This is a genomic window from Pirellulales bacterium, from assembly GCA_019694455.1.
GTDB lineage: Bacteria > Planctomycetota > Planctomycetia > Pirellulales > JAEUIK01 > JAIBBY01.
The window spans coordinates 1-22,545 of sequence record JAIBBY010000045.1 but is presented as its reverse complement, the minus strand read 5'-3'; the positions used below and the strand labels follow the sequence as shown (position 1 = coordinate 22,545).

General features: G+C 63.0%; 18 protein-coding genes and 1 pseudogene. 11 read left to right on the top strand and 8 right to left on the bottom strand.

Going from position 1 to position 22,545, the window contains the following annotated elements:
• Positions 1-19 precede the first annotated feature (19 nt).
• The 3 genes from K1X71_16240 (at position 20) to K1X71_16230 (ending at position 3,999) form a co-directional block, all read left to right on the top strand.
• On the top strand, positions 20-388 hold the full coding sequence (locus K1X71_16240; GenBank protein ID MBX7074693.1) for a nucleotide pyrophosphohydrolase: 369 nt from the start codon (positions 20-22) through the stop codon (positions 386-388).
• Between the two features lie 234 nt (positions 389-622).
• Positions 623-2,821: a DUF11 domain-containing protein gene (locus tag K1X71_16235; protein ID MBX7074692.1), complete on the top strand. Its 2,199-nt coding sequence runs from the start codon at positions 623-625 to the stop codon at positions 2,819-2,821.
• A 230-nt stretch (positions 2,822-3,051) separates the two neighbouring features.
• Entirely contained in the window at positions 3,052-3,999 is a 948-nt protein-coding gene (locus tag K1X71_16230; protein MBX7074691.1) for an SDR family oxidoreductase, read from the top strand.
• 9 nt (positions 4,000-4,008) lie between these two features.
• On the opposite strand, the gene K1X71_16225 is transcribed toward K1X71_16230, so the two are convergent.
• Entirely contained in the window at positions 4,009-4,488 is a 480-nt protein-coding gene (locus K1X71_16225) for a hypothetical protein (protein ID MBX7074690.1), read from the bottom strand.
• Positions 4,489-4,683: 195 nt separating this feature from the next.
• Here K1X71_16225 and K1X71_16220 point away from each other — a divergent pair, with 195 nt between their 5' ends.
• Positions 4,684-5,997, top strand: a complete 1,314-nt coding sequence (locus K1X71_16220; protein ID MBX7074689.1) for a hypothetical protein — start codon at positions 4,684-4,686, stop codon at positions 5,995-5,997.
• Between the two features lie 61 nt (positions 5,998-6,058).
• On the opposite strand, the gene K1X71_16215 is transcribed toward K1X71_16220, so the two are convergent.
• Positions 6,059-7,174 (bottom strand): HEAT repeat domain-containing protein, encoded by a 1,116-nt coding sequence (locus K1X71_16215; GenBank protein MBX7074688.1) that lies wholly within the window; start codon positions 7,172-7,174, stop codon positions 6,059-6,061.
• A 163-nt stretch (positions 7,175-7,337) separates the two neighbouring features.
• Between K1X71_16215 and K1X71_16210 the strand changes: the two genes are divergently transcribed.
• Positions 7,338-7,850, top strand: a complete 513-nt coding sequence (locus K1X71_16210) for a molybdenum cofactor biosynthesis protein MoaB (GenBank protein ID MBX7074687.1) — start codon at positions 7,338-7,340, stop codon at positions 7,848-7,850.
• Here K1X71_16210 and K1X71_16205 read toward each other — a convergent pair.
• The gene (locus K1X71_16205) at positions 7,847-8,389 is read right to left on the bottom strand and encodes a hypothetical protein (GenBank protein MBX7074686.1); all 543 of its coding nucleotides are present in this window, start codon (positions 8,387-8,389) and stop codon (positions 7,847-7,849) included. The genes K1X71_16210 and K1X71_16205 overlap by 4 nt on opposite strands.
• Positions 8,386-9,444 (bottom strand): annotated as a pseudogene (gene prfB / locus K1X71_16200) (peptide chain release factor 2). The gene K1X71_16205 and the pseudogene prfB overlap by 4 nt, the downstream one beginning before the upstream one ends.
• A 428-nt stretch (positions 9,445-9,872) precedes the next feature.
• Here prfB and K1X71_16195 point away from each other — a divergent pair.
• Both K1X71_16195 and mnmA read left to right on the top strand, forming a co-directional pair.
• Positions 9,873-12,197 carry a hypothetical protein gene (locus K1X71_16195; GenBank protein ID MBX7074685.1) on the top strand — a complete coding sequence of 775 codons (2,325 nt, stop codon included), beginning with the start codon at positions 9,873-9,875 and terminating at the stop codon, positions 12,195-12,197.
• Positions 12,198-12,279: 82 nt separating this feature from the next.
• The gene (gene mnmA, locus K1X71_16190; protein MBX7074684.1) at positions 12,280-13,392 is read left to right on the top strand and encodes a tRNA 2-thiouridine(34) synthase MnmA; all 1,113 of its coding nucleotides are present in this window, start codon (positions 12,280-12,282) and stop codon (positions 13,390-13,392) included.
• A 67-nt stretch (positions 13,393-13,459) separates the two neighbouring features.
• On the opposite strand, the gene K1X71_16185 is transcribed toward mnmA, so the two are convergent.
• Together K1X71_16185 and K1X71_16180 are read right to left on the bottom strand one after the other, a co-directional pair.
• Positions 13,460-14,803, bottom strand: coding sequence for an aspartate aminotransferase family protein (locus tag K1X71_16185; protein ID MBX7074683.1), 1,344 nt, complete (start codon positions 14,801-14,803; stop codon positions 13,460-13,462).
• Positions 14,804-14,881: 78 nt separating this feature from the next.
• Positions 14,882-15,049 (bottom strand): hypothetical protein, encoded by a 168-nt coding sequence (locus K1X71_16180; GenBank protein ID MBX7074682.1) that lies wholly within the window; start codon positions 15,047-15,049, stop codon positions 14,882-14,884.
• A 595-nt stretch (positions 15,050-15,644) separates the two neighbouring features.
• On the opposite strand from K1X71_16180, the gene K1X71_16175 reads away from it, so the two are divergent.
• Positions 15,645-16,772 carry a hypothetical protein gene (locus tag K1X71_16175; GenBank protein ID MBX7074681.1) on the top strand — a complete coding sequence of 376 codons (1,128 nt, stop codon included), beginning with the start codon at positions 15,645-15,647 and terminating at the stop codon, positions 16,770-16,772.
• Here K1X71_16175 and K1X71_16170 read toward each other — a convergent pair.
• Complete coding sequence (locus K1X71_16170) at positions 16,769-17,776, bottom strand: Gfo/Idh/MocA family oxidoreductase (GenBank protein MBX7074680.1); 1,008 nt, start codon at positions 17,774-17,776, stop codon at positions 16,769-16,771. The two genes, K1X71_16175 and K1X71_16170, sit on opposite strands and share 4 nt — an antisense overlap.
• A gap of 284 nt (positions 17,777-18,060) precedes the next feature.
• Here K1X71_16170 and K1X71_16165 point away from each other — a divergent pair, with 284 nt between their 5' ends.
• The 3 genes from K1X71_16165 to K1X71_16155 all read left to right on the top strand — a co-directional run bounded on the left by K1X71_16165 (position 18,061) and on the right by K1X71_16155 (position 21,341).
• The gene (locus tag K1X71_16165) at positions 18,061-19,584 is read left to right on the top strand and encodes a hypothetical protein (protein ID MBX7074679.1); all 1,524 of its coding nucleotides are present in this window, start codon (positions 18,061-18,063) and stop codon (positions 19,582-19,584) included.
• 117 nt (positions 19,585-19,701) lie between these two features.
• Positions 19,702-20,679 (top strand): sigma-54 dependent transcriptional regulator, encoded by a 978-nt coding sequence (locus tag K1X71_16160; protein ID MBX7074678.1) that lies wholly within the window; start codon positions 19,702-19,704, stop codon positions 20,677-20,679.
• 323 nt (positions 20,680-21,002) lie between these two features.
• Positions 21,003-21,341, top strand: coding sequence for a P-II family nitrogen regulator (locus K1X71_16155; GenBank protein ID MBX7074677.1), 339 nt, complete (start codon positions 21,003-21,005; stop codon positions 21,339-21,341).
• A 78-nt stretch (positions 21,342-21,419) separates the two neighbouring features.
• On the opposite strand, the gene K1X71_16150 is transcribed toward K1X71_16155, so the two are convergent.
• The coding region (locus tag K1X71_16150) for a dihydroxy-acid dehydratase (protein MBX7074676.1) at positions 21,420-22,545 on the bottom strand (1,126 nt) is incomplete at its 5' end.

The following is a 22,545-nucleotide window of genomic DNA, read 5'->3' as shown; positions in this document are numbered from 1 at the left end:
CCTGGCAGGAATCTCGGCCATGAAGGATCAGAAGACGACCGTTGCCCATTTGCGCGACATGGTGCGCGTGTTCGTGGACGAACGGGATTGGCGCCAATTTCACACACCCAAGAATCTGTCGATGGCATTAGCCATCGAGGCGGCGGAGCTCATGGAGCACTTTCAATGGCTCACGCCCAAGGAATCTCAGGCGTTGGCCGCCGATCAGGCCAAACTGAGCGAAGTCGCGGATGAACTCTCGGACGTGCTCTGCTACGGATTGGCGCTGGCCAACGAGCTGGGGCTGGATATCTCCGACTCGCTGGCGCGAAAGATGGAGAAGAATCGGGCAAAATACCCGGCCGACGAGTTCCGCGGTCGCTACGGACCCGATGATCCCGGTCGCTAGCAATTGGCGAGCACTCGCCTAGCTTTCCAGAAACACCCTCGTTTCCAGTCTGGCTGTTGCCTGCGGCGTCGCGTGGCCAAATGATCTTCTCGCGCGGTGGCGAATTTGCTAATTACCCCGCCCTGCGTTGCGATAGCCGCTGCGCGATCGGCTGCTGAAGTCCGCCGGCGCGAAGCGATATTTTTTTGCAGCGGCGCGCAAGGATGACGCGCCGCGAGGCGAGGGAGCGCACCAATGAAGCGGTACATGATCCGCATCACGGCACTATCTGCCGTGGTCGCGCTAGGCATTGTCGTCATCGCCCAGGCGCAACGAACGTTGCGCGCACGGGAGGCGGCCGCGCCCGAGGCGGGCGCCAAGCCGAGCGCCAAGCAAATTGCGGCGGCGCGAGCGGCATTGGAAAAGAACGCCGCCAGTGCTGAAAGCGCGAAGGATCCCTTCGCCATGGCCCGCGAAGCAGTCGCGGCCGACACGGCGCAGCCCAACTACCTGGCGGCCGTGCCGAGCGATCCATCGGTCGCGGTGATCCCCGCGGCAAATGAAAGCATCGAACCGGCCCAAGCGCAACTGCCTTATGCCGAGCGCCACGGCGAAACAATTCACGATCCCAACGTGTTGCAAGCGGTGGGAGAAGCCGAGCTTAGCCCCACGCCCGTCGATCCGCTGGCGGCCGGCAGCAAGCCGCAGACAGGCGATTTGCCGGCGGCTGAGTTGCATTCCGGCGAACTACAGCCGATTGAGCCGACCGTGGCCGCGCCGCCGCTGTCGGCCCCGTTGGAGCCACCCCTGGCGGAACCCTTGGGCGAGTCCAGTGCGGCGCCACCCGCGAGCGACGGATTCGCGCCTGCTGCGCCGGCCGAAGCGCAGCAGTTCGAACCCGCATTGGCCGATAGCGCGCCGACCGGCGAACTGGCTCCACGCGAATTTTCCGCCACGGAGCAACCGGTGGCGGATAAGTATCAAGCCACCGATCCAGCGGCGCAGCCATTGGTGGCCGCGACGCCGCAGGAAGCGCCTCCCAGCATGTCCGAAGGGACTGGTCGCCCTGGCGGCCGCGAGCTGGAAGGGGTGCAGGGCGCCGCGATCTCGATTGAAAAGATCGCTCCAGCCGAACTCCAGGTCGGGCGCAACGCGTCGTTTCAGGTGCGCGTGCGCAATACCGGCACGGCGCCCGCCAAGGACGTGCAGGTGTTCGACGAAGTGCCGAAAAACACGCGGCTGGCGAGCACCACTCCCAGCGCCGAGCAGGGCCCCAATGGCGAACTGATCTGGTCGCTGGGCCGTCTGCGGCCGGGGGAGGAGAGCGTGGTGTCGATGGAAGTTGTGCCGCTGGCCGAGGGAGAGATTGGCAGCGTCGCAGTGGCGCGATTCACCGCCGAGGCCTCGGCACGCAGCATCGCCACGCGACCACAGTTGACGATTCAGGTCAATGGGCCGCGCGAGGTGCTGTCCGGACAAGAAGCGGTGCTGTTGGTCAAGGTGGCCAACATTGGCACCGGCGCCGCGACCGGCGTGACGCTGCTCAATCAACTGCCCGCAAATTTCACGCACCCCGCGGGCTCTGAAGTGGAGTACACCGTCGGCACGCTCGGACCGAATGAAACGCGCGATATCGAGCTCACGCTCACCGCGGCGCGTGCCGGCCGAGTGCAAAACAACGTCATGGCCTACGCCGACGGCAATCTGCGGGCCGAGGATGTCCTTGAGATGGAGGTGTTGGCTCCGGCGCTCGACCTGAAAATCGACGGCTCGGAGCGACGTTTCTTGGAGCGTCAAGCCACCTACACATTGAATTTGGCGAATCCCGGCACGGCCGCCGCGAAAAACATCGTGCTCAGCGCGCATTTGCCGGAGGGACTGCAATTTGTCGAAGCAAATAATCTAGGCGAATTCGACGCCGCGACGCGGACTGTGAATTGGCGCCTGGAGGAACTGCCAGCGGGCGAGTCGGGCGCGGTGACCATGATCGCCATGCCGATCGCCGAGGGAGAACACTTGTTGACAGTGGATGCCAAGGCGAACCAGGGACTCAGCGCGCAACAAGAGCAGCGAGTGGCCGTGGAAGGAATCGCCGGCGCGACATTCCAGGTGATCGACGCCAGCGATCCGGTCGAGGTAGACGGCGAAACCAGCTATGAGATTCGCGTGATCAATCAAGGCACCAAGGCGGCGACCAACGTGCGCGTGGCTGCCATCTTGCCCGACGGCATGCAGGCGATCTCCGCCGAGGGGCCGACGGCGCACGTCGTGGATAGCGCGCAAGTCGTGTTTGAGCCGGTGGCGCGGCTGGCGCCGAAGGCCGACACCACCTTTGTAGTGCGCGTGAAAGCGACCGTAGCGGGCGACATGCGACTGCGGGTGCAATTGACTTCGGACGAGATGCGCACGCCAGTCACCAAAGAGGAAAGCACGCGCGTCTTTGGCGATGAATGACTCCAGACGCTAGCCGGCGCGATCAGTCGCGCCGGTCGTGCCTGTTGTGCGTTCTGCTGGCGAGAAAAAGCAACGCCGCCAGGGCGCATCGCGCTTTCAATTCGGTTTCTGAGGCTATTTGTGCGCCGTTCAGCGGCGCCACGCTCGACAGCGCGGCGGTGGGCAAACTATGTTTGCGTACATTCCTTGGCGGCCTGGCGCAACCTTTTTTCCACGAATTGAGTCGATTCATGTCGCGTAGCGTACTGGTCACCGGCGGCGCCGGATTTATTGGTTCTCATCTGGCCGGCGCGCTGGTCGAACGGGGCGATCGCGTGCGCGTGCTCGACAATCTCTGCACCGGCAAGCGAGCGAACCTGTCCGCGTGGGAAAAGGATATTGAGTTCATCGAAGGGGACCTGGTGGACGCCGAGGCGGTGGGGCGCGCGGTGCGCGGCGTGGACTGCGTGTTTCATCAGGCGGCGCTGGCCTCGGTGCCGCGCAGCATCGAGCGTCCGCTCGACACCCATCAGGCCTGCGTGACCGGAACGGTGATGCTGTTAGATCAGGCGCGGCGCGCCGGCGTGCGGCGGTTGGTCTACGCCGCCAGCAGCAGCGCGTACGGCAATCAGCCATTCGCCTCGAAGCGCGAGATCGACCTGCCGGCGCCGTTGTCTCCCTATGGAGCGGCGAAGTTGGCGTCTGAGTTCTATTGCCAATCGTTCACCGCCGCCTATGGGTTTGAAACCGTGGCCATCCGCTACTTCAATGTGTTTGGTCCCCGGCAAGACGCCAACAGCCCCTACTCGGCGGTGATTCCGCTGTTTGTCACGGCGCTGCTCGAAGGGCGCCCCCCCACCATTCATGGCGATGGCTTGCAATCGCGCGACTTCACCTTTGTGGGCAATGTGGTGCATGGCAACTTGCTGGCGGCCGACGCGCCGCAGGCCAGTGGCCGCGTCGTCAACGTGGCCATGGGGCACAGCGTGACGCTGCTAGACCTATTGGCCCGACTGCAAAGATTGCTCGGCACCAACATTACCCCACACTTCGAAGCGCCCCGCGTGGGAGACGTGCGAGAGAGTTTGGCCGACATCACGCTCGCGCGCGAGTATCTGGGCTACGAGCCGCAGGTTAGCTTCGACGACGGGCTAGCGCGCTCGATTGACTATTACCGCGCCACGGTTGGCAAGAAATAACGATTGCCGTTAGTCGCCAATCAACGCCAATTGCGGCTGCTCGATAAGCGCATAATCGCCGTACGTCATGCTGATCGAAATCGAGTGGTCGCCGGCGTTGAAGTTGATCGCTTCGTTGTCGCCCAGTCGCGGATCGCACAGCGTCGGCAGTTGAAACAGACTGCCGAAGGGGGGGATCGATCCGGGGGCTAGGCCTGTCAATCGCTGCACCTCGTCGCGGTCGGCGAAGCGGAGGCTCTTCCACCCTTGTTCTTTGCGCACGCGGCGACTATCTAGCTTGCGGTCGGCCGGCAGCACTAAGAGCAAATACCGCTCGTCCGCCTTGCAGACCAGCGCCTTGGCGCCGCTCGCCAACGGGGCCCCGCGAATCTCGGCCGCGGCTTCACTGGTAAATACGGGGGAATGCCGCAGCACCCTATACGGCACGCCCCGCTGGGCCAGTAACCGCTCAATTGCGGCAAAAACGGTGGGTTGGCACAACGGGTCCATCGTCGAAAAGAGTGGGTTGGGGGTGACCAACGGCAGTTTTCGGTTCGCTGTGCGGACCGGACCGCGCTTGGTAGAATCAGGCGTTCCCTTGCAGCCTGTTGAATGTGGCGATCGCGTTGATTCAACTTCGCCCAAGCGCGAAGCCTGAAGGGGCCGACAACTGGGAACCGAACGGTAGATCGCGGTGGGCCGGCGATGGATCAGATTCTATACGATTACGAGCTGAACCCAACTACTTGGGTCTATGTCTCGTCGTTGATGACCATCGCCATCTTCTTTCGCTTCAATCGCCTGTTCAGCATCCGCAATTTCGACCTGCTGGTCCTTTTGGCGATGGCGCCGGGGCCGCTGCTGGTCGCCCGCGGCGCGGGATACGAGCGGATTGGCTACGCCTGGCTGTTCGCCATTGGCGGCGTGTGGCTGGTACGTTTGCTGGCCGACCCGGCGATGGTCCGCCGGCCGTTATTGGAGCCCAATTTGTCGGCCGGTGGTCTGACCTTCATGGACTGCTCGCTGTTTCTGTTTTTGATGATGGGAGTGCTGGCGGGAGACGTCACCACCGACGATCTGGATGGCGCGCGGCGCGCCGATGGCATCTTGGAACGGAAAGAAGCGCCGCCACAACCAGTGGTCGAGACGCACCGCCCCGGCTATCCACTGTTGCACTTATTGGCCAGTGTTCCCAGCAGAGCGCTGGTCCGCCCGCCCACCCCGGCAATGGAAAAAGAGGCGGAACTGGCGCGGCACGTGATGACCGCCAAGACGATGGCGATCCTGTCGCATTTGGCCGTCGTCTTGGGAATTGTGACCATTGGATTGCGACACTTCGGCAATTTGCGAACCGGCATCGCCGCGGCCGGATTGTATTTGCTCACGCCCTACTCGGCGCAGATGGTGGGGCGCGTCGATCACGCGCTGCCGGCGGCGCTGTTGGTATGGGCCGTGGCGGCCTATCGGCGCCCGATGATCGCCGGCATTCTGCTGGGCGTCGCGGCGGGCACGATCTTTTATCCCGTGTTTCTCTTGCCGCTTTGGCTGAGTTTTTATTGGCAGCGTGGTCGGTTGCGCTTCGTGGCGGGGGTGGTGCTGTCGATCGCGGTACTGGTGGCTTCGTTGACGCTCACTTCCAGCGACATGGCTAGTTTCAACGCGCAACTGCGCCAGATGGTGGGTTGGCCGGGCACCTGGACCAACAGCATTATCGGATTTTGGGCCTACACCGAGTCGGCCTACCGCATCACCGCGACCACGGTGTTTGTGGTGCTTTCGCTGAGCTTTGCGTTGTGGCCCGCACAGAAGAATTTGGGCACGCTCATTTCGTGCTCCGCCGTCGTGATGCTGGGCGCGCAGTTCTGGAATCCGCAAGACGGCGGACTGTACATCGCCTGGTATTTACCGCTTTTGATCCTCACGATCTTCCGCCCCAATCTGGAGGACCGGGTGGCCATCGCGGTGCTGAGCGACCACTGGCTGTATCGGCGGCGACCGCAGCTTAGAACCGCAGCATAGGATCGTGGCGTGATCAGCGGTCCGAGCCGTTGGACCAGCGGCGCTGCTGGCAACCTGGCGGTTAGTCGCGCCGCCCGTCGAGACTGGCGTCTTCCTTGCGAGTTTGCAGCCACGCTTTCCACTGCGCCACATCGAAGTCGTAGTTCACTCCGGTCAGCTTGATTAGCGCGTCGCGCACGGCGGCATTGGGAATCTGTTGCACGACCGTGGTCACCGATTGTCCGGTCGAAAGGCCGTTCATCTGCGGCGCCGCACCAGGACTCGACCGCGAAAACGTGGATGTAATGCCGGGGCTTCCCTGCACGATTTGGTACTTATGCGCTGTGATCAAGGCGTCGATCAGCGCGGGCACAGAGCCGGGGTGGTCCATGTGCTCCAGTCCCACCGCCGCGCGATTAACAATAACGTTGTCTTTGCTGCGTAGTTCTTGAATGAACCGCGCGGTCGCCTCGGGGTATTGTTTTTCGGAAAGATGATCGAGCGCGGTGAGTCGCACCTCCTCGGCGGGGTCGCGCAGCGCCACTTCAACCATCGATTCCACCGCTTCGCCGGTGGCGATTCGCGCCATCGCGTCGACGTAGCAGAGCCGCACTCGAAAATCTTCTTCCTCGGCCAGGTGCTTTTTCAGGGCCTTGAGGGCAAAGGGATCATTGATGGCTCGCAAATTCGCGAGCGCTTCCTCGGCACGGTCGCCCATCAGCCAGGAGCGCCACTTGCGGATGTCGCCAACCCATTGGTTTTCGGCGGCGGTTTCTTTTTTCTTCTCCTCGTATTGCTTGATTTCTTGGGGCAGCTTCCATCTGCCTCGATAGAGCACATACCCGCGATCGGTCATAATTTCGGCCTGGGTCATCCAGCGTCCCTCTTGCTTTTGATAGCCCAGCGCGCGGCGGGCGCCCAAATGATCGGGGTCGATCTGGATGATCCGCTCCAGATGCGTTTTGCGGTCCGTGAGCAAATGATGCTCGCGGCACCATTCGGCAAGCTTCCACTGGCCGTCTACCGTGTCGGGATAGTCGGCCTTGATGCGCTCGTATTCGGCTTCCGCCTGCGCGCGGACACTGCGGCTGGCCGCTGGCCGCGCGGCGGGACGCCGCCGAGTCGGCGCCGGCTCTCCTTGCGCAACAGCCAGCGCCGGACCAAGGAAAACCAGCATCATGAGGAAAATGCGCGGCATAGCGCAAGGGTTCCGTGCTTGCGAAGTGAAACGGCCTCTCCCCAGTATATCCATCCCGCGCGCCGGCAACACAAAAGTTGCCCCATCTTCAAGCCAGATTCTGCGGATGGTATCAATTGGTCCATCAGCCCATGGCATCGAGATTGCGGACCAAGGAGTGCCCATGACGAGCAAGACGCACGAACAACACCGCGCCGAGGCCCCCGCCTTGCTCCGCTGCGCGGTGATCACGGTGAGCGACACCCGCACCCTGGAAACCGACACCGGGGGCAAAACGTTGATCGATTTGCTGACGGCGGCGGGACACTCAGTGGCGGCGCGGCACATCATCGCCGATGAACCCGTGGCCATGCGACATCTGATTACCTCGCTGGCCGCCAAAAAGGAGTGCGACGCCATCTTGCTGACGGGGGGCACCGGCATCGGCAGTCGCGACCAGACCTATGAAACCGTCAGCGCGATGCTCACCAAGCCCCTGCCTGGCTATGGCGAACTGTTCCGCATGTTGAGCTATGCCGAAATCGGCGCCGCGGCCATGCTCAGCCGTGCTGCCGGGGGCTTGTTGGGGCAAGTTGTGGTGCTCACCATGCCGGGCTCGCCGGCGGCCGTGCGACTGGCCATGGAAAAGCTGATACTGCCCGAGCTAGGACACCTGGTACGCGAAGCGTGCCGCTAGCACATCGTCCATTCGTATTGCCAACGCGCGGTGGCCGGCAACTTCGTCGAGTGATCCGTGGGCCGAATTGTCAGTTCGCCGGCAGCGAAAACTACCTCGGCGCCGGTGGCCTCCAGCGCAAGCCGACTTTCCGAATTCGCTTTAACAAGCAGCCATCGTCCCGATTCGCTGGTGGCCGTGATTCCACACCGCAGGCGATACGTGCTACCTAGCCAAACGGGTGGCTCATTGGCGCGGCAAGCGGCGTCGAACCGCAATCGATCGGGTTCCCCCGCGACAGCAACGCTCAGCGACCAATGACTGCGGCCCGCCATGCCCACCAAGAGCAGCGCGGCGCCGCCAGCCGGTAGCGAATGACTGGCCAGCTCTTGCAGCGGCGGACTCGCGGGCCAACGTTCCACCTCGCTTCCCTCGATCGATTCCAGCCACGCGCTGCCATCGACCTGGATTTGATGCGCATAACGATCGGCCCGGCGCACAAAGGCGATTTCGATCGGCCCGGCCTTGGCCGAGCAGGGGCTGTGAGGCGCGTCGGTCATGACGCCGGCACGTCCTGGCCCACGCGCCAGCGCAGATAGGCGTCGAGAAAGCCCTGAATTTTGCCATCCATCACATGCTGAAAGCTGCCCATCTGATAGCCGGTGCGGGCGTCTTTGATGCGCTGGTCGGGATGCAAAAAGTAGTTGCGAATCTGCGAGCCAAAGCCGACTTTGGGGCGCTCGTTGTACTTGGCGGCCTGTTCCGCCTCGCGCTTCTCCTCTTCGATCCGCGCGATGCGGGCGCGGAGCATCTTGAGGGCGGTGGCGCGGTTCTTGTGCTGACTGCGCTCGTTCTGGCACTGCACCACCACACCGGTCGGCAAATGCGTGAGGCGGATGGCGCTGGAGGTTTTGTTCACATGTTGCCCGCCAGCGCCGCTGGCCCGAAACACGTCCTCGCGAATGTCCTCGTCGCGCAGTTCGATCTCGGCTGACTCGCCCACCTCGGGAGACACATCGACCGCGGCGAAACTGGTTTGTCGTTTGCCCTCGGAATTGAACGGGCTGATGCGCACTAGCCGGTGCATGCCGGTTTCGCCCTTCAGGTAGCCATAGGCCATGGGGCCGCGGACGGCGACGCTGGCGCTTTGGATGCCCGCCTCCTCGTTGTCCTGACGGTCGAGCACCTCGACATGAAACTCGCGATCCTCTGCCCAGTGGATGTACATGCGCAACAGCATTTCGGCCCAGTCGTTGGCGTCGGTGCCGCCATCGCGGGCGTTGATCGTGAGGATGGCGTTGTTGGCGTCGTGCGGGCCACTGAGCAGCCCCTTGAGCTCCAGATCGTCCAACTCCGGCTCCACGCGCTCCAGCTCGGCGGCCAACTCGCGCGCGAACGACTCGTCTTCTTCGCCCATTTCGAGCATGGCGGCGATGTCGTCGGCGGCCTGGCTAACTTCCTTCAGCGGCTTGACCAAGGCATTGATGGCCTTGAGTTCGCTGACCGTGGACTGTGCGGATTCTTGATTGTCCCAGAATCCGGGCTGCGCCATCTTGGCTTCGATGGCGTCGACTTGAGCTTGCTTGCCAGCGTAGTCAAAGAGAGTCTCGCAATTGGGTGATCCGCTGCTGAATCAACTCGGCGCGATCGCGCAATTCTTTGTCCACTGGGGTCGCCTTCCTGGTACGAAGTTCTGAATCTGGCGCAGTTTAGAAGCGGCGCGTCGTTGAAATATATCGACTGCCGCCGTCGACGGGGAGTGCTGGTATCAATCCGGCGCTACCGACGAGCGAGGCCATGCCGTGCGAGCCGGCCAGGAAATCTTGGCAAAGTTTGCGACCAAGCGCGGAAAACTTTGCTGGCGCCGGCGATACAAGCGGTTCAAGTGTTAGACACGCTACCGCCGATACGATCGATGATTCCCGCTCTGGCCGCAACCGGCAGACCATTCCCTTCGCGCTCGCGCCAACAAGGCGCCGGCGCCAAGGCAGACCGCGAGCGACCACAATCCAACGCCCCCTACCGCCAGCGCACGAGAGACCCATGCGCGAAATCACCACGACATCCGCCGCGAGAACACGTCCCCGCGAACCGCTGCGCGCCATCTTTCTGGCAGTGCTGCTGGGACTGATGGCGGGCTTTGTCCACGGTTGGAACTTGTCGTTGATCGGCCTGTTCCTGTTGGTCATCTTGTTCAACGTGCGGGCGCGCTTGTTCTTCGCAATTTGGCTGTTCGGAGTGGCGCTTTCATGGATGCTAGCTCCGTTGAGCTATGCCGTGGGGCGCTTCGCGCTCGACGCGACCCCGGTCGGCGCCACGCTGGAACTCTTGGGCGACACGCCGATGCCGGCGCTGTTTGGCTGGGACCGCTACACCGTGATCGGCGGGGCGTTCGTGGCCGCCGTGCTGTCGTTGCCGGCGTTTGTGGCGGTGCGAGGCTGGCTGCAAAATCTGAATCAACCGCAGGTCGCCCGAGACGCCAGCAGTCCGCAAGCTATGGCGGCAGCGCCGCCGGAAGGCGATGGCCAGCGCGGCGCGCACTGGCTGCTGGGCGCGCCCAAACAGTCCGCCGGCGTGAACGAACCTGTGCTGCGCCCGCTCGGCGTCTGGGCGTTTCTGATCGCGCTGGGGATCGTTTCGCTTGGGTTTTGGTGGATTGCGCCCCAGCATATTGCAAAACAAATCCTGCAGCGGTTGGCGGTCGTTAACGGCGCACAGGTCGATGCCGGACACATCGAACTCGATCTGTGGGGCGGCCGGCTAGAAATACAAGACTTGGCGCTAGCCAATCCCGCGGAGCCTTCGGAAGATCGGCTGCGTTTGCGCCACGTTAGCGCCGACCTGCATCCCGCCGCCCTGTTTTCTGGACGGCTGGAAATTGAATGTCTGCGCGCCGATGGCGTCGAAATGGAAGCAGTGCGCGAGCGACTCGCCAAAGTCTACGCACAGCCCGCGGCAGAGCCACTATCGGAACCGCCGCCAATTCTTCCACCCCATGACGTAGCTGCGGACGACACCTTGCCACTGGCCGATTTCGTGCAGGACTGGGCCAATATCCACGATCGCGCCGCCGCGCTGGTCCGTCTGATCCATGCCGTGGAAGGGTTCGAACAACTCGACGCGCCCACCGGCGATCGCCCGGCTGGGGGCGGATTCAGCGGCCTGGTTCGGATGGCGCGGGCGCGGCGCTTGCTGGGCGCGCCGCAGCCAACCGCCGTCATTCACAAACTGGAAATCCGTGGCCTGCCCGCATCGTTTCAACTGGGCGACAAGGGCGTGGTCAAGCTCGTCGACTTGTCGAGCGACGCCAAAGTTTGCCCCAAACCGGCGCGGATCGTCGTCGAGGCTCCGGCGTCGGGCTTAAAGATCGAATTGACGTGCGCAAAACCGGAGGCGCCGGCGCGTCACTCGTTTGAACTACGAGCCGAGCAGGTCGATCTGGCCAGTGTGCTGGCGTCGGCCTCAAGCCAGCAGCGGCTGCAATGCGACCAGGGGAACGCGACGATCCTGGCCAAGGGTTGGATCGAGGGGGATCAACTTGAAATGAACTTGATCGCCAATGTCGACCAATTGGAGGCGCGCGTCGCCGGCCACGATCCGTTGCACGACTTGCCGGCGGAGACTTGGAACGAGGCCTTGGTGGCCGTCAGTTCGACGCCCATCGTGGCAAAATTGAGCGGCGATTGGAGCGCGCCGCGCTTCGCGCTCGACGTCGCCGCGCTCAAGCAGCAATTCGAACAGCGATTGCGGCAATCAGGACAGGAACAACTCGCGCTGGCGTTCCAAAGCCCCGCGGCGACTGCGACCGAAGTGCAGACGGTGGCCGTGGCGCCCGCGGCGCCAACTGGCGCCCCGGCGGTTCCAGCAACCGACTTTGCCGAGGCGGCCACGACAGAGCGGCTTCCCCCCATTGTCGCGGCGGCCACTTTGGGAACGCCAGATCTGACGGCTCCCAATACCGCACCCGTGGCCATCACTTTCAATCCACCGGCGCCCCAACCAGACGAAGTTTGTCATCCCGGTGAAGAAGAAATTGCCGAAGCGGAACCTGTCAGCACCTGGACCCCACCGCGCCAAGCGGTCATGCCCGAGCAGTACACGCATCGCGGCGAATATGGCGTGCCCGAGATGGTGCCGGCAGACGTATATGAGATTCCGACGGGACGCGTGGAATCCGATTTGACCCGTTGGACTCGCGAACTGTTCGCCAGGGCCTCGGCAAGTTGGCCGTTTCGCAAGCGAACCAGCGAAATCGAAGACCCCTTCCGAACCACGCCGCCGGCGGAGCCCGCAGCCGAACCGGAGTCGCGCATTGCGCGACAAAGAACCTGGGACCGCGGTTATACACCGCGAACCACCTATCGCTAGCGGCGACCCAAGCTAGTCGGGAGCGGGGGAGGGCCGATATAGTAGGACTTGCTCTCCTTCTCGCTTGGCTTATGGGTTCCGCATGTCTCGGGTCGTCTTGGCCATGTCTGGCGGCGTCGACAGCAGTGTCGCCGCTTGGCTATTGCGCGAGGCAGGTCACGAGGTCATCGGCCTTTTCATGCGCCACGGCGCCAGTCCGGTCGCGTCCTGCGCGGCGCCAGGCGCCACCGCGGCGGCCTTGCCCATCATCACGCCGACATCGCATAAGCAAGGCTGCTGCTCGGCCAGCGACGCCCACGACGCGCAGCGCGTCGCCGATCGGCTGGGCATACCGTTTTACGCGGTCAACTTCGAAGCAGAGTTTGGGCAGATCATCGACTATTTCGTCGACGAGTACACCGCGGGCCGCACGCCCAATCCGTGCGTGGTCTGCAACAACTGGCTGAAGTTCGGCAAACTGCTCGAATACGCCGACAGCGCAGGCGCCGAATTCATCGCCACCGGTCATTACGCCCGACTGGAACGACGCGGCGAGGGACATGCGCCGGCCTTGTGCCGCGGCCGCGACGCGGGCAAGGATCAGTCGTATGTGCTGTTTGGCATCGATCGCAGCGTGCTGCCGCGAGTGCTGTTTCCCGTGGGAGATCATGCGAAGCCGCAAATTCGTGAGATGGCGCGCGAACTGGGATTGCGCGTCGCGGAAAAGAAAGACAGCCAGGAAATCTGTTTCGTGCCGGATGGCGACTACGCGAACCTGGTGCGATCGCGTCAGGGCGTGGCCGCGCGCGGGGGCGAGATCGTAACCGTCGATGGCGCCGTGGTGGGCGAACACGACGGTATTGAGAACTACACCATCGGGCAGCGCAAGGGGCTTGGCGTGGCGTTTGGCGAGCCGCGCTACGTGGTGCGTCTGGAACCAGAGACACGACGCGTGGTGATTGGCGAAAAGCGCGACCTGGCCCGCCGAGAGTTTGTTGCCGAGCGATCGAACTGGCTCGTCGATCCGCCGCACGGCGAATTGCGCTGCCAGGTGAAGATTCGCTATAGCTCGCGCCCGGCCGACGCCGCGATCGAACTGATCGATGAGGGCAGCTTTCGCGTGGTGTTGGACGAAGCGCAATTTGGCGTGGCGCCGGGGCAGGCGGCGGTCTGCTACGACGGCGATCGTGTGCTCGGCGGCGGCTGGATCGCTTGAGTCAAAAGCGACACATGGCAGTCGCCAGGCCCCTAGTCAAATGTCCGCGCCGACTTGCCAGCAAGTGCTAGGCGCCGAGAATTTCGTCGATCGAGTCGCCGAGGATCTGCACCATCCGATCGATTTGAGCCTCTTCGGTCACATAGCAAGGGGCCAGATTGTAAACGTCGCCGCGCAGGCGGGTGAACAACCCGCGGCGCTGCGTGGCCTCGTGCACGCGCGGTCCCACCTTCTGCTCGGGCGGAAACTCGGCCTTGGTCGCCTTGTCGGCGACTAGCTCCACCGCGCACATCAATCCTTGCCCACGCACATCTCCCACATGCGGATGGGATGACAGTCCCTTAAGACCCGTGAGCAGTCGCTGCCCCAAGTGCCCGGCGCGCTCGACCAGCGACTCGCGTTCGATGATATCCAGGTTGGCTAGCGCCACGGCGCAGCCGGTAGGATGCCCTGAGTACGTGAAGGCGTGCATCCACGCCTCGGCGCCGGCGCCGTCGTCGATCGCTGCGGCAATGCGGTCGCTGACGCCAATGCCGCCCAGCGGAAAATAGCCGCTCGTAATTCCTTTGGCGAATACGATGATGTCGGGCTCAATGCCGTAGCGCGACAATCCAAACCAGTCGCCGGTGCGGCCAAATCCGGTGACCACCTCGTCGGCGATGAGCAACACTTTGTGTCGATCGCAAATCTCGCGAATGCGCGGCCAATAATCGCCGGGCGGAACAATCACTCCGCCGGCGGCTTGCACTGGCTCGCCGACAAAGGCCGCCACGGTTTCTGGACCTTCACGCAAAATGGCCTCTTCCAGCCAATCGGCGGCAATAACACCAGCAGTGCGCAGGTCGCCGGGGGGCGCCGCGTCGGCCGGAAAGCGATACGGGTAGGGGCCTTCGATATGCGAGAAGCCAGACGGCATGGGGCCAAACAGGTTCCAATAGGCCGAAATGCCAGTGGCGGCCATGGCGCCGAGCGTGGTGCCGTGATAGCCCCAGCGGCGGCCGATAATCTTGTGCTTGTCGGGAAAGCCAGAGCGACGGCCAAAATAGCGCGCGGTCTTGAAGGCGCTTTCGTTTGACTCGCCCCCGCCAGAGGTGAAAAAGAAACGATTGATGCCGGGGTAGCAAATGCCGGCAAGACGTTCGCCCAGTTCGATGGCGCGTAGATTCGTGCTGCCGGTATAGGCGGTGGCGTAGGCCAATTCGTTCATCTGGCGCGCGGCGGCTTCGGCCAACTCACGCCGACCGTGACCGACTACGATGTTCCAAAGCCCAGCGAGCCCGTCGAGATATTCACGGCCTTCGCTGTCGCAAAGCACAGCGCCCTGGCCGCGGACCCAGACATGGGCGATTGTTTGAGCAGCCTTGTTGTGCAAGGCGTGAATGAGATGCGCCTGGTCGCGCGCACGATCCACTTCAAGCGAGTGCTGAGGCATAAGGCAAAACCTGGCGGCGGGATGCACGAAACAAACCGCCAGTCTATCGCGCTATTTTCAGCTCACAACCGGCGACTTCGGCGGCGCGTCGGTGGGCGCCTTGGGCGGAGAAAACGCCGCATGCGGCCGCGGCTTGTCGTGCACTTCGTCGAACAACCGGCGCAGGATGATGCGTCCCAAGCGATTGGGGCGCGAACGTTTGGCGCGACCGATATTTGCACGCATGGCAGGACTCCTGGATCGACCACGACCGAGCGCTGCCGCGCTGGATGACGCGCAGTGATTGGCGCGTGGTCTGGAATTGCCGTTGCGACCGGTGGCCGCGGTCAGGATATCCGCGGCCACCGGCGCCTCGACAACATTGGGAGGGCGGTCGTGGCTCTTTTAGCCGGGACCTGGGACGGCATAGGTCTCCGGCGGTACCGACGGCGGCGCGAGGTAAGCATCGCCACCGTAGGAGGCGCCGCCAGCCGTGCCGCACGAGCCGCACGCCGGACCACGCTGGAACATACTACCGCAAGAGCGGCAGCCCAACGCGCTAACCGACATCAGCACTACGGCCGTCAGGACGAGTAGCCTTTTCATCATTCTCAACTCCGATCGAAACGGTACACGTTCCGGCGAAGCCTGTGGGTCAAGCAACTCTACAACACTGCCCAGGATGTGCAAATTCACCAAGCTAACTTTTTTCAACAATCCCGTTTCTTTTTTGCAACGGGGGAATGCCGATGAAAAACCTCAGGTGACCGCCACCGTGCGCAGCCTCCGCGCGCCGTCGCCGAATTCGACATCTTGTTGCTAGCAGTCTCGGACCCAGTGCATGACGACCGGCTTCGCCGCCCGCGTTGGCGCCGCAAAAGGGATGGCTTACGCGCTGCGCGCTGCGCTGTGGCTGGGCCTACTGGCAGGGACTGGCGCATGGGCAGATGAGCCGGCTGCTTCGGAAAGCGAGCCGACCACACCGGCGGTTGAGGAAGCCCTTGCTAGCGAAGAACTCGCCCCAGAACCCTTTGTCGCGGAGCTACTGGAGCCTACCAGCAGTGCGTGCGACGATCTGTGGCTGGTCAGCACGCGGGCATCTCGCGACCCCTGCCGGCCGCCACACCCAGAACGGATGCGCTACTGGCGCTGTGTGGACCGTAAATGGATCGAGTCCGATTTGGAAGCGTTCACCGCCAGCGCCACGCCACAGGCGCCGGTCGTGGTTTGGGTTCATGGCAACAATATGCCGCCAAGCAGCGCGCAAGCCTCGGGCATGCTGGTGCATCGACTGGTGACGCGCTGCAACACCGGGCCCATGCGGTTTGTCATCTGGTCTTGGCCCAGCGAACGCTGGACCAGCAGCGTGGTGGACGACGTGCGCATCAAGGCGCCGGTTAGCGAGTCGCAAGGCTATTTTGTCGCATGGCTCGTCGATCGGTTGCCTGTCGATACGCACGTTGCCCTGATTGGCTACAGTTACGGCGCGCGGGTCATTTCCGCCGGTATGCACATGATGGCGGGGGGCGCGATTCGCGGGCGCACCCTGGAAGAGAGAGTGCATCCCGAGCGGATGCCGCCGCGGGTTTTGCTCATGGCCGCGGCACAAGACAGCAATTGCTTCGCGCGCGGCGGCGCATACGAGCTGGCGCTCACGCAATTGGAAGAGCTGGTGGTCATGCGCAACCGGCGCGATATGGTGCTTAAGTGCTATCCGCGGCTGGAGCAGCCCGGCGGCCCCGCTGCGCTCGGACAGGCGGGGCTCACTAGTCCGCACGGCGCCTGGTTGTTTCCGATCCCGCGTTCGCAGGTGCGGCAAATCAATGTAGGACCACAAGTGGGGCTGCACCATTCGCTGGAGTACTATCTGGAATCACCGGAAGTGGCGGCGAGAATGCGGTATTTTGTGCGTCAATCGATGCCTGCCTTGCCGGACGCCGAGCCACATTTGCCACAAAACGGCCGTTAACAGGCGCCTGTGGTCTTTGACCAGTACTTGATGGCGCCGCCAGACCACGCCTGTCGCCGAACCTCGTCCACGACGCGCATATTGGCCAGGCCATCCTCCGCTGGATACGGCAGGCTGCCCGACCGAATCGCCTGACAAAATGCCTCGACCTCGGCGGCATATTGATCGGCCGGCGGGAACTTCAAAACTTCCACGTCGTCGTCGGTTCGCCAGGTCATCACCGACTCGGGCGCGGGCAACACGCCGTCGGCCAATTCGAGCGCCCCCTTGCTACCCACAATTTCGATGCGGTTGCGATCAGGCGCCTCAAAGCTAGCGTCGAGTAGCGCCAGCACGTCGTTGGGGAACCGCAATAGCATGCCGATCGTCATATCGACGCCGGTCGTCCATTGCCGCGACCTTGCGACGATTTCCACTGGCTCGGCGCCGGTGAAAAGCCGGGCCGCGTTGATGCCGTAACAGCCAATATCATAGAGCGCTCCGCCGCCGCCTCCGCGGCGCGGGTCGAGCCGCCAGTCGTCGCGATCAATATCGAACGAGAAGTCCATTTTCACCAGACGCAGTTCGCCAAGCTGCCCGCTTTGCACTGTTTCCAGCGCGCGCAGTGTGCGCGGATGATGGCGCCACATGAAGGCCTCCATCAATATGACCCCGGCACTCTGGCAGCCCGCTACAATCCTCTCGGCCTCAGCCACATCGATTGCCAGCGGCTTTTCGCACAGCACATGCTTGCCAGCGGCAGCGGCCGCCAAGGTCCACTGGCAATGCAGTTCGTTCGGGAGCGGGTTGTAAATCGCGTCGATCTCGGGGTCTGCCAGCAACTCGTCGTAGCTGCCGTAGTGCTTGGGAATGGCGAATTCCGCCGCCCACTCGCGCGCCGTCTGGGCGTTGCGACTGGCAATTGCGGTCAACTGGGCAGAATTGGCGGACTGAATGCCAGCAATCACACCGCGCCGGGCGATGCGCGCACAGCCCAATATCCCCACGCGAATTGGTCGTTCCATGAAGTGCCTGTCGTTGTGTCCTGGTAATTCGGGAAGAGTTTGACGGCCATCGCCAGTTCTGGTTGTCGTTGGGGATCAATCTTAGCGGGCCGGTGGAACCGCGTAAGAGTGCGCCCAATTTGACATGTCAAACTTTGCGGATTGTAGCGGTCGAATTGGAAATGCCGTGCGTAGCGGTTCGATAAGAGGTAACGGACGCACCGAATTTACGACCCAGACTGCGCCGCCGCTGGCCTGCCCGCATCAAGGCCCAGTGGCGGCGACCGGCTCCAGAGCCCACCCGCATGCAGCACCTTGCCCGCTGGCTACTTTTGTTCTTGGTCCTGACGACGCCGCCGATTTCGGCGTTCGGCCAAGACCACGCTGTCATTCCACTGCCCGCGGTGGACGAGGCATCGCGCATGCCCGCCGTCGAACCCGGCGCGGCGCTGCGCGTGGTTGCGCTGCCGCCGACTTTGCAGCAAGTTGCCCAGCATCCGGTGGTCAGCGCGGCGCCGCTGACCGCCGCGCCCAGTCCCGGCGCGGCCTCGTTCTCGGCGGCGGTGACGGGCGATCCGCAATTGGAGGCCCGGCTTAAGGAACTGGAAGGCCGCATCGCGAAGATGCAGACCGCCGACGAGAAGCGCAAGGAGGCCGACAGCGAAAAGAAGGCGGCCGAGGCCAAGAAAGTGAGCGTCAAATTCACCGGCGAGTTCCAGTTGGACCAGGTGATGGCCTCGCAAGATCCCGCCAACAAGATCGCGGTAGGCAATATCGACAACTTCGTCGATTTTCGCCGCGCGCGGTTAGGCGCGCAAGGTGACTGGGGAGATTTCACTTCGTATCGCTTTGAAATGGACTTTGCGCAAGAAGGTCGCCCCTCGTTCCTGGACGTTTGGCTTCAGCAAAAACAATTTCCATTGGTCGGCAACATCAAGGTCGGGCACTTCTTCGAGCCATTTAGCCTCGAACGACTCACTTCCAACCGGCATATTCAGTTCATGGAGCGCTCGCTGACCGACACCTTCGCCCCTTCGCGTAATACGGGAGTCTGCTTCTTCGACCATGCGGACAACTTACGATCGACCTGGGCGCTGGGCACCTTTCGCACGGATAGCGACAACTTTGGGGCCGATGTGACGGAGAGCGGCGGTCAGTCCGTGACGGGGCGCGTCACCTGGCTACCGTATTGGGACGAGGTGGCCGAGGGGCGCTATTTTACACACATTGGCGCGGCCTATAGCTTTCGCGAAGCGCGCAACAAGCGAGTGCGGTTCGTGCAGACGCCGGAAGTGCGACCAGGCGCCTTCGATGTCGTGCCGTTTCCGGTCTTTGTGAACACGGGGTTGTTCAATCTGCACAACTGGCAGCTATTCGGATCCGAGGCGGTGCTTGTTCACGGTCCCTTTTCATTGGAGTCGGAATACATTTGGGTGCCGGTCGACCAGATCGGCGGCCCCGATCTGTTCTTCAGCAGTTGGTACGTGCAGGCCAGCTTTTTCCTCACGGGCGAGTGCCGCCACTACAACCGCGAGACCGCAACCTTCGATCGGTTGCATCCGTTTGAAAATTTCTTTCGCGTGCGTGGACAACGCGGCGTGGCCACCGGACTCGGCGCCTGGCAGGTGGCGTTTCGCGTTTCGCACATCGATCTCGACAGCTACAACATCCGCGGCGGCAACCTGCTCAATTACACGGTCGGCCTCAATTGGTACTGGAATCCTCATACGCGGCTCTATTTCAACTATCTGATGCCGCGACTCGACAGCCCCAAGAACGGCGTGGGGCACGCCGACTTCTTCGCCATCCGGGCGATGTTCGAGTTCTAGTTTGCTAGCCAGCGCTTGGTTGAGCGCGCGGCGGGTAGCGGTTAGTCTGTGCGGCGGTCCGGCTCTTTGGCGGAAGACTGGGACCTGTTCGCTATTTCATTGCATTTCGGGTCCGCCATGCACATCGGTTTTGACGACTTCATCGGCTCCAGCCCCGCCATGGCGCGGGTGTATGAGACCATCGAGCAGGTCGCGGGACTCGATGTCGATGTGCTGATTCATGGCGAGACGGGTTCTGGCAAAGAACTGGTGGCGCGCGCGGTGCATCGCCGCAGTCGCCGCGCGGAGCGCCCCTTCGTCCCGGTCGATTGCGGCGCCATCCCCGACAACCTGCTAGAGAGCGAATTCTTTGGCCACGAGCGCGGAGCGTTCACGGGGGCCGATTCGCGGCGAGTGGGGTTATTGGAAGCGGCCGATCGCGGCACCTTCTTTCTCGACGAACTGGGCGAGTTGCCGCTCTTGCTACAGGCCAAGTTGCTGCGAACACTGCAAGAGCGCAAGATCCGCCGGGTGGGAGGCCGCGACGAAATTGATGTCGACGTGCGCGTGGTGGCCGCCACCGCGCGCAACCTGGAAGAGATGATGCGCGAGGGCCTGTTTCGCGAAGATCTCTATTACCGCGTCAACGTCGTGAACATCGAGTTGCCGCCGCTCCGCGAGCGCGGCGACGATCTGGGACTATTGGCCGAGCGATTCGTGCTGCGCTACAGCCGCGAGATGGGCAAACAAGTCGCCGGCATCACGCCCGAGGCGTATCTGGTGCTGCGCGCCTACGATTGGCCGGGCAACGTGCGCGAATTGCAGAACGTGATCCGCCGGGCAATCGCGCTGGCGAAGGAATCGCTCATCGGCTTGAACGACCTGCCCGATTCGCTGGTGACCAGCGCCGGCGAAAAGCGCTCGGCGGAAGGGGGCGGCTTTTTTGAGCTGCGCGATCAATGCGTGGCCACGTTTGAACACGACTATCTGGCCTCGCTATTGAAGCGACATCGCGGCAATGTGAAGACGGCCGCCGCCGAAGCTCGCGTGCCGCGCGGCACGCTCTACCGACTGATGAAGAACCATGGCCTGGATAGCGCCGATTTTCGTGGCTAGCTGCCCTGCGACTGTCGCGCGGGCGCGAACGCGCGCCTCAAGCATGTGACAGTTCGCAATGCGTTGCGGCGCAATACATTGGCGATCGCGGTTGCGGACCATTGTCGGCGTGTCGCGTCCGCGCGATCATTGGCGCCTCACACTTCTTGAACCATTTGGACTACCTTAACCGCGTACTATTGAACGGCTTGGAGCAACGGCTGGAATTTTTTGATGTTTTCTCGGCGCGGGGAGTGCACTAGCGGGCTGGCGGCCAAGGTGATCGGACAGGCGGAATGGCGCCTTGGAAAAATATCGAACAACTTTTGCGAAAGGCGACTGCCATGAAGAAGATCGAAGCCATCGTCCGTCACTTCAAGCTCGAAGACGTGAAGAACGCACTTAGCGAGCGCGGCATCAAGGGCATGACCGTCAGCGAGGTGCGCGGCTTTGGCCGCCAAAAAGGACACACCGAGACCTACCGCGGCGCCGAGTACGAAGTCGACTTTGTGCCCAAGCTCAAGATCGAAGTGGTCGCGTCGGCGGCCGATGCCCGCGGCGTGGTCGACACCATCTTGCAAAGCGCGCGCACCGGTCAGGTGGGAGACGGCAAGATTTTCGTCACCGAACTGGCGGACGTGATTCGCATTCGCACCGGCGAGAACGCCGAACAAGCGATTTAGATCGCCGCGATTGTCTGACCAAATTGACACGGCCTCGGGAAATTGCTCCCGGGGCCGTGCCGTTAATTGTGCCGCTGCTTACGGCCGGGCGATGGTCACCGCGCCTTCGCACGCCGGCCCGCATATCGTGGCGTACTTTGCCATGGCGCCAGTGGTGTAGCGCGGCGGCTTGGGCTGCCACTGGCTGGCGCGGGTCGCCCAATCTTCGTCCGAGATTTCCACGTCGAGCGTTCCCTTCTCGGCGTCGAGCGTGATGATATCCCCCTCGCGCAGCAGGCCGATCGGTCCCCCCACATACGCCTCGGGGCCGATGTGCCCCACCATCAGGCCGCGCGTCGCGCCGCTAAAGCGCCCGTCAGTTAGCAAGGCGACATCGTAGCCCAGGCCTTGTCCCATGATGGCGGCGGTGACGGCCAGCATCTCTGGCATGCCGGGGGCGCCGCGCGGGCCTTCGTATCGAATGACGACCGTGTCTCCCTTTTTGATTTCGCGGCGTTCGATCGCGGCAAAGCAATCTTGTTCGCTATCGAAGACGCGCGCTGGGCCGCGATGCTGCAGCTTGGAAACCCCCGCCACTTTGACGACGCTCCCCTCCGGCGCCAGGTTGCCACGCAGCACCACCAGGCCACCGGTCGGGTTCAACGGCTTGGAAACCGGCACGACCACATCCTGGTCGGTCGGCACACGCACGTCTTTGAGGTTTTCGCGCAGCGACTTGCCAGTGACCGTCAGACAGTCGCCATGCAACAGTCCCGCGTCGAGCAGCACCTTGAGCACCACCGGAATGCCGCCCACGCGGCACAGGTCGGTAGCCACATAGCGGCCGCCGGGCTTCAGATCGGCGATGATCGGCGTCTTGCGGCTCACGCGGTCGACGTCGTCGAGCGTGACGCGGATGCCGCACTCACGAGCCAGCGCCGGCAGGTGCAGCGCGATGTTGGTGCTGCCGCCAGTCGCCGCCGCGACCGCGATGGCGTTTTCGAACGCTTCAAACGTCATGATGTCGCGCGGGCGGATGTCCTTCTCCAGCAGGTCCATCACCGTCTTGCCACAGGCCACGGCGAACTCGTCGCGCGTTTCATCGATGGCGGGGAGCGAACCGCTGCCCGGGAGCGCCATGCCAATCGCCTCGGCGACGCAGGCCATGGTGTTGGCGGTGAACTGACCGCCGCAGCTACCCGCCACCGGGCAGGCCGCGCATTCC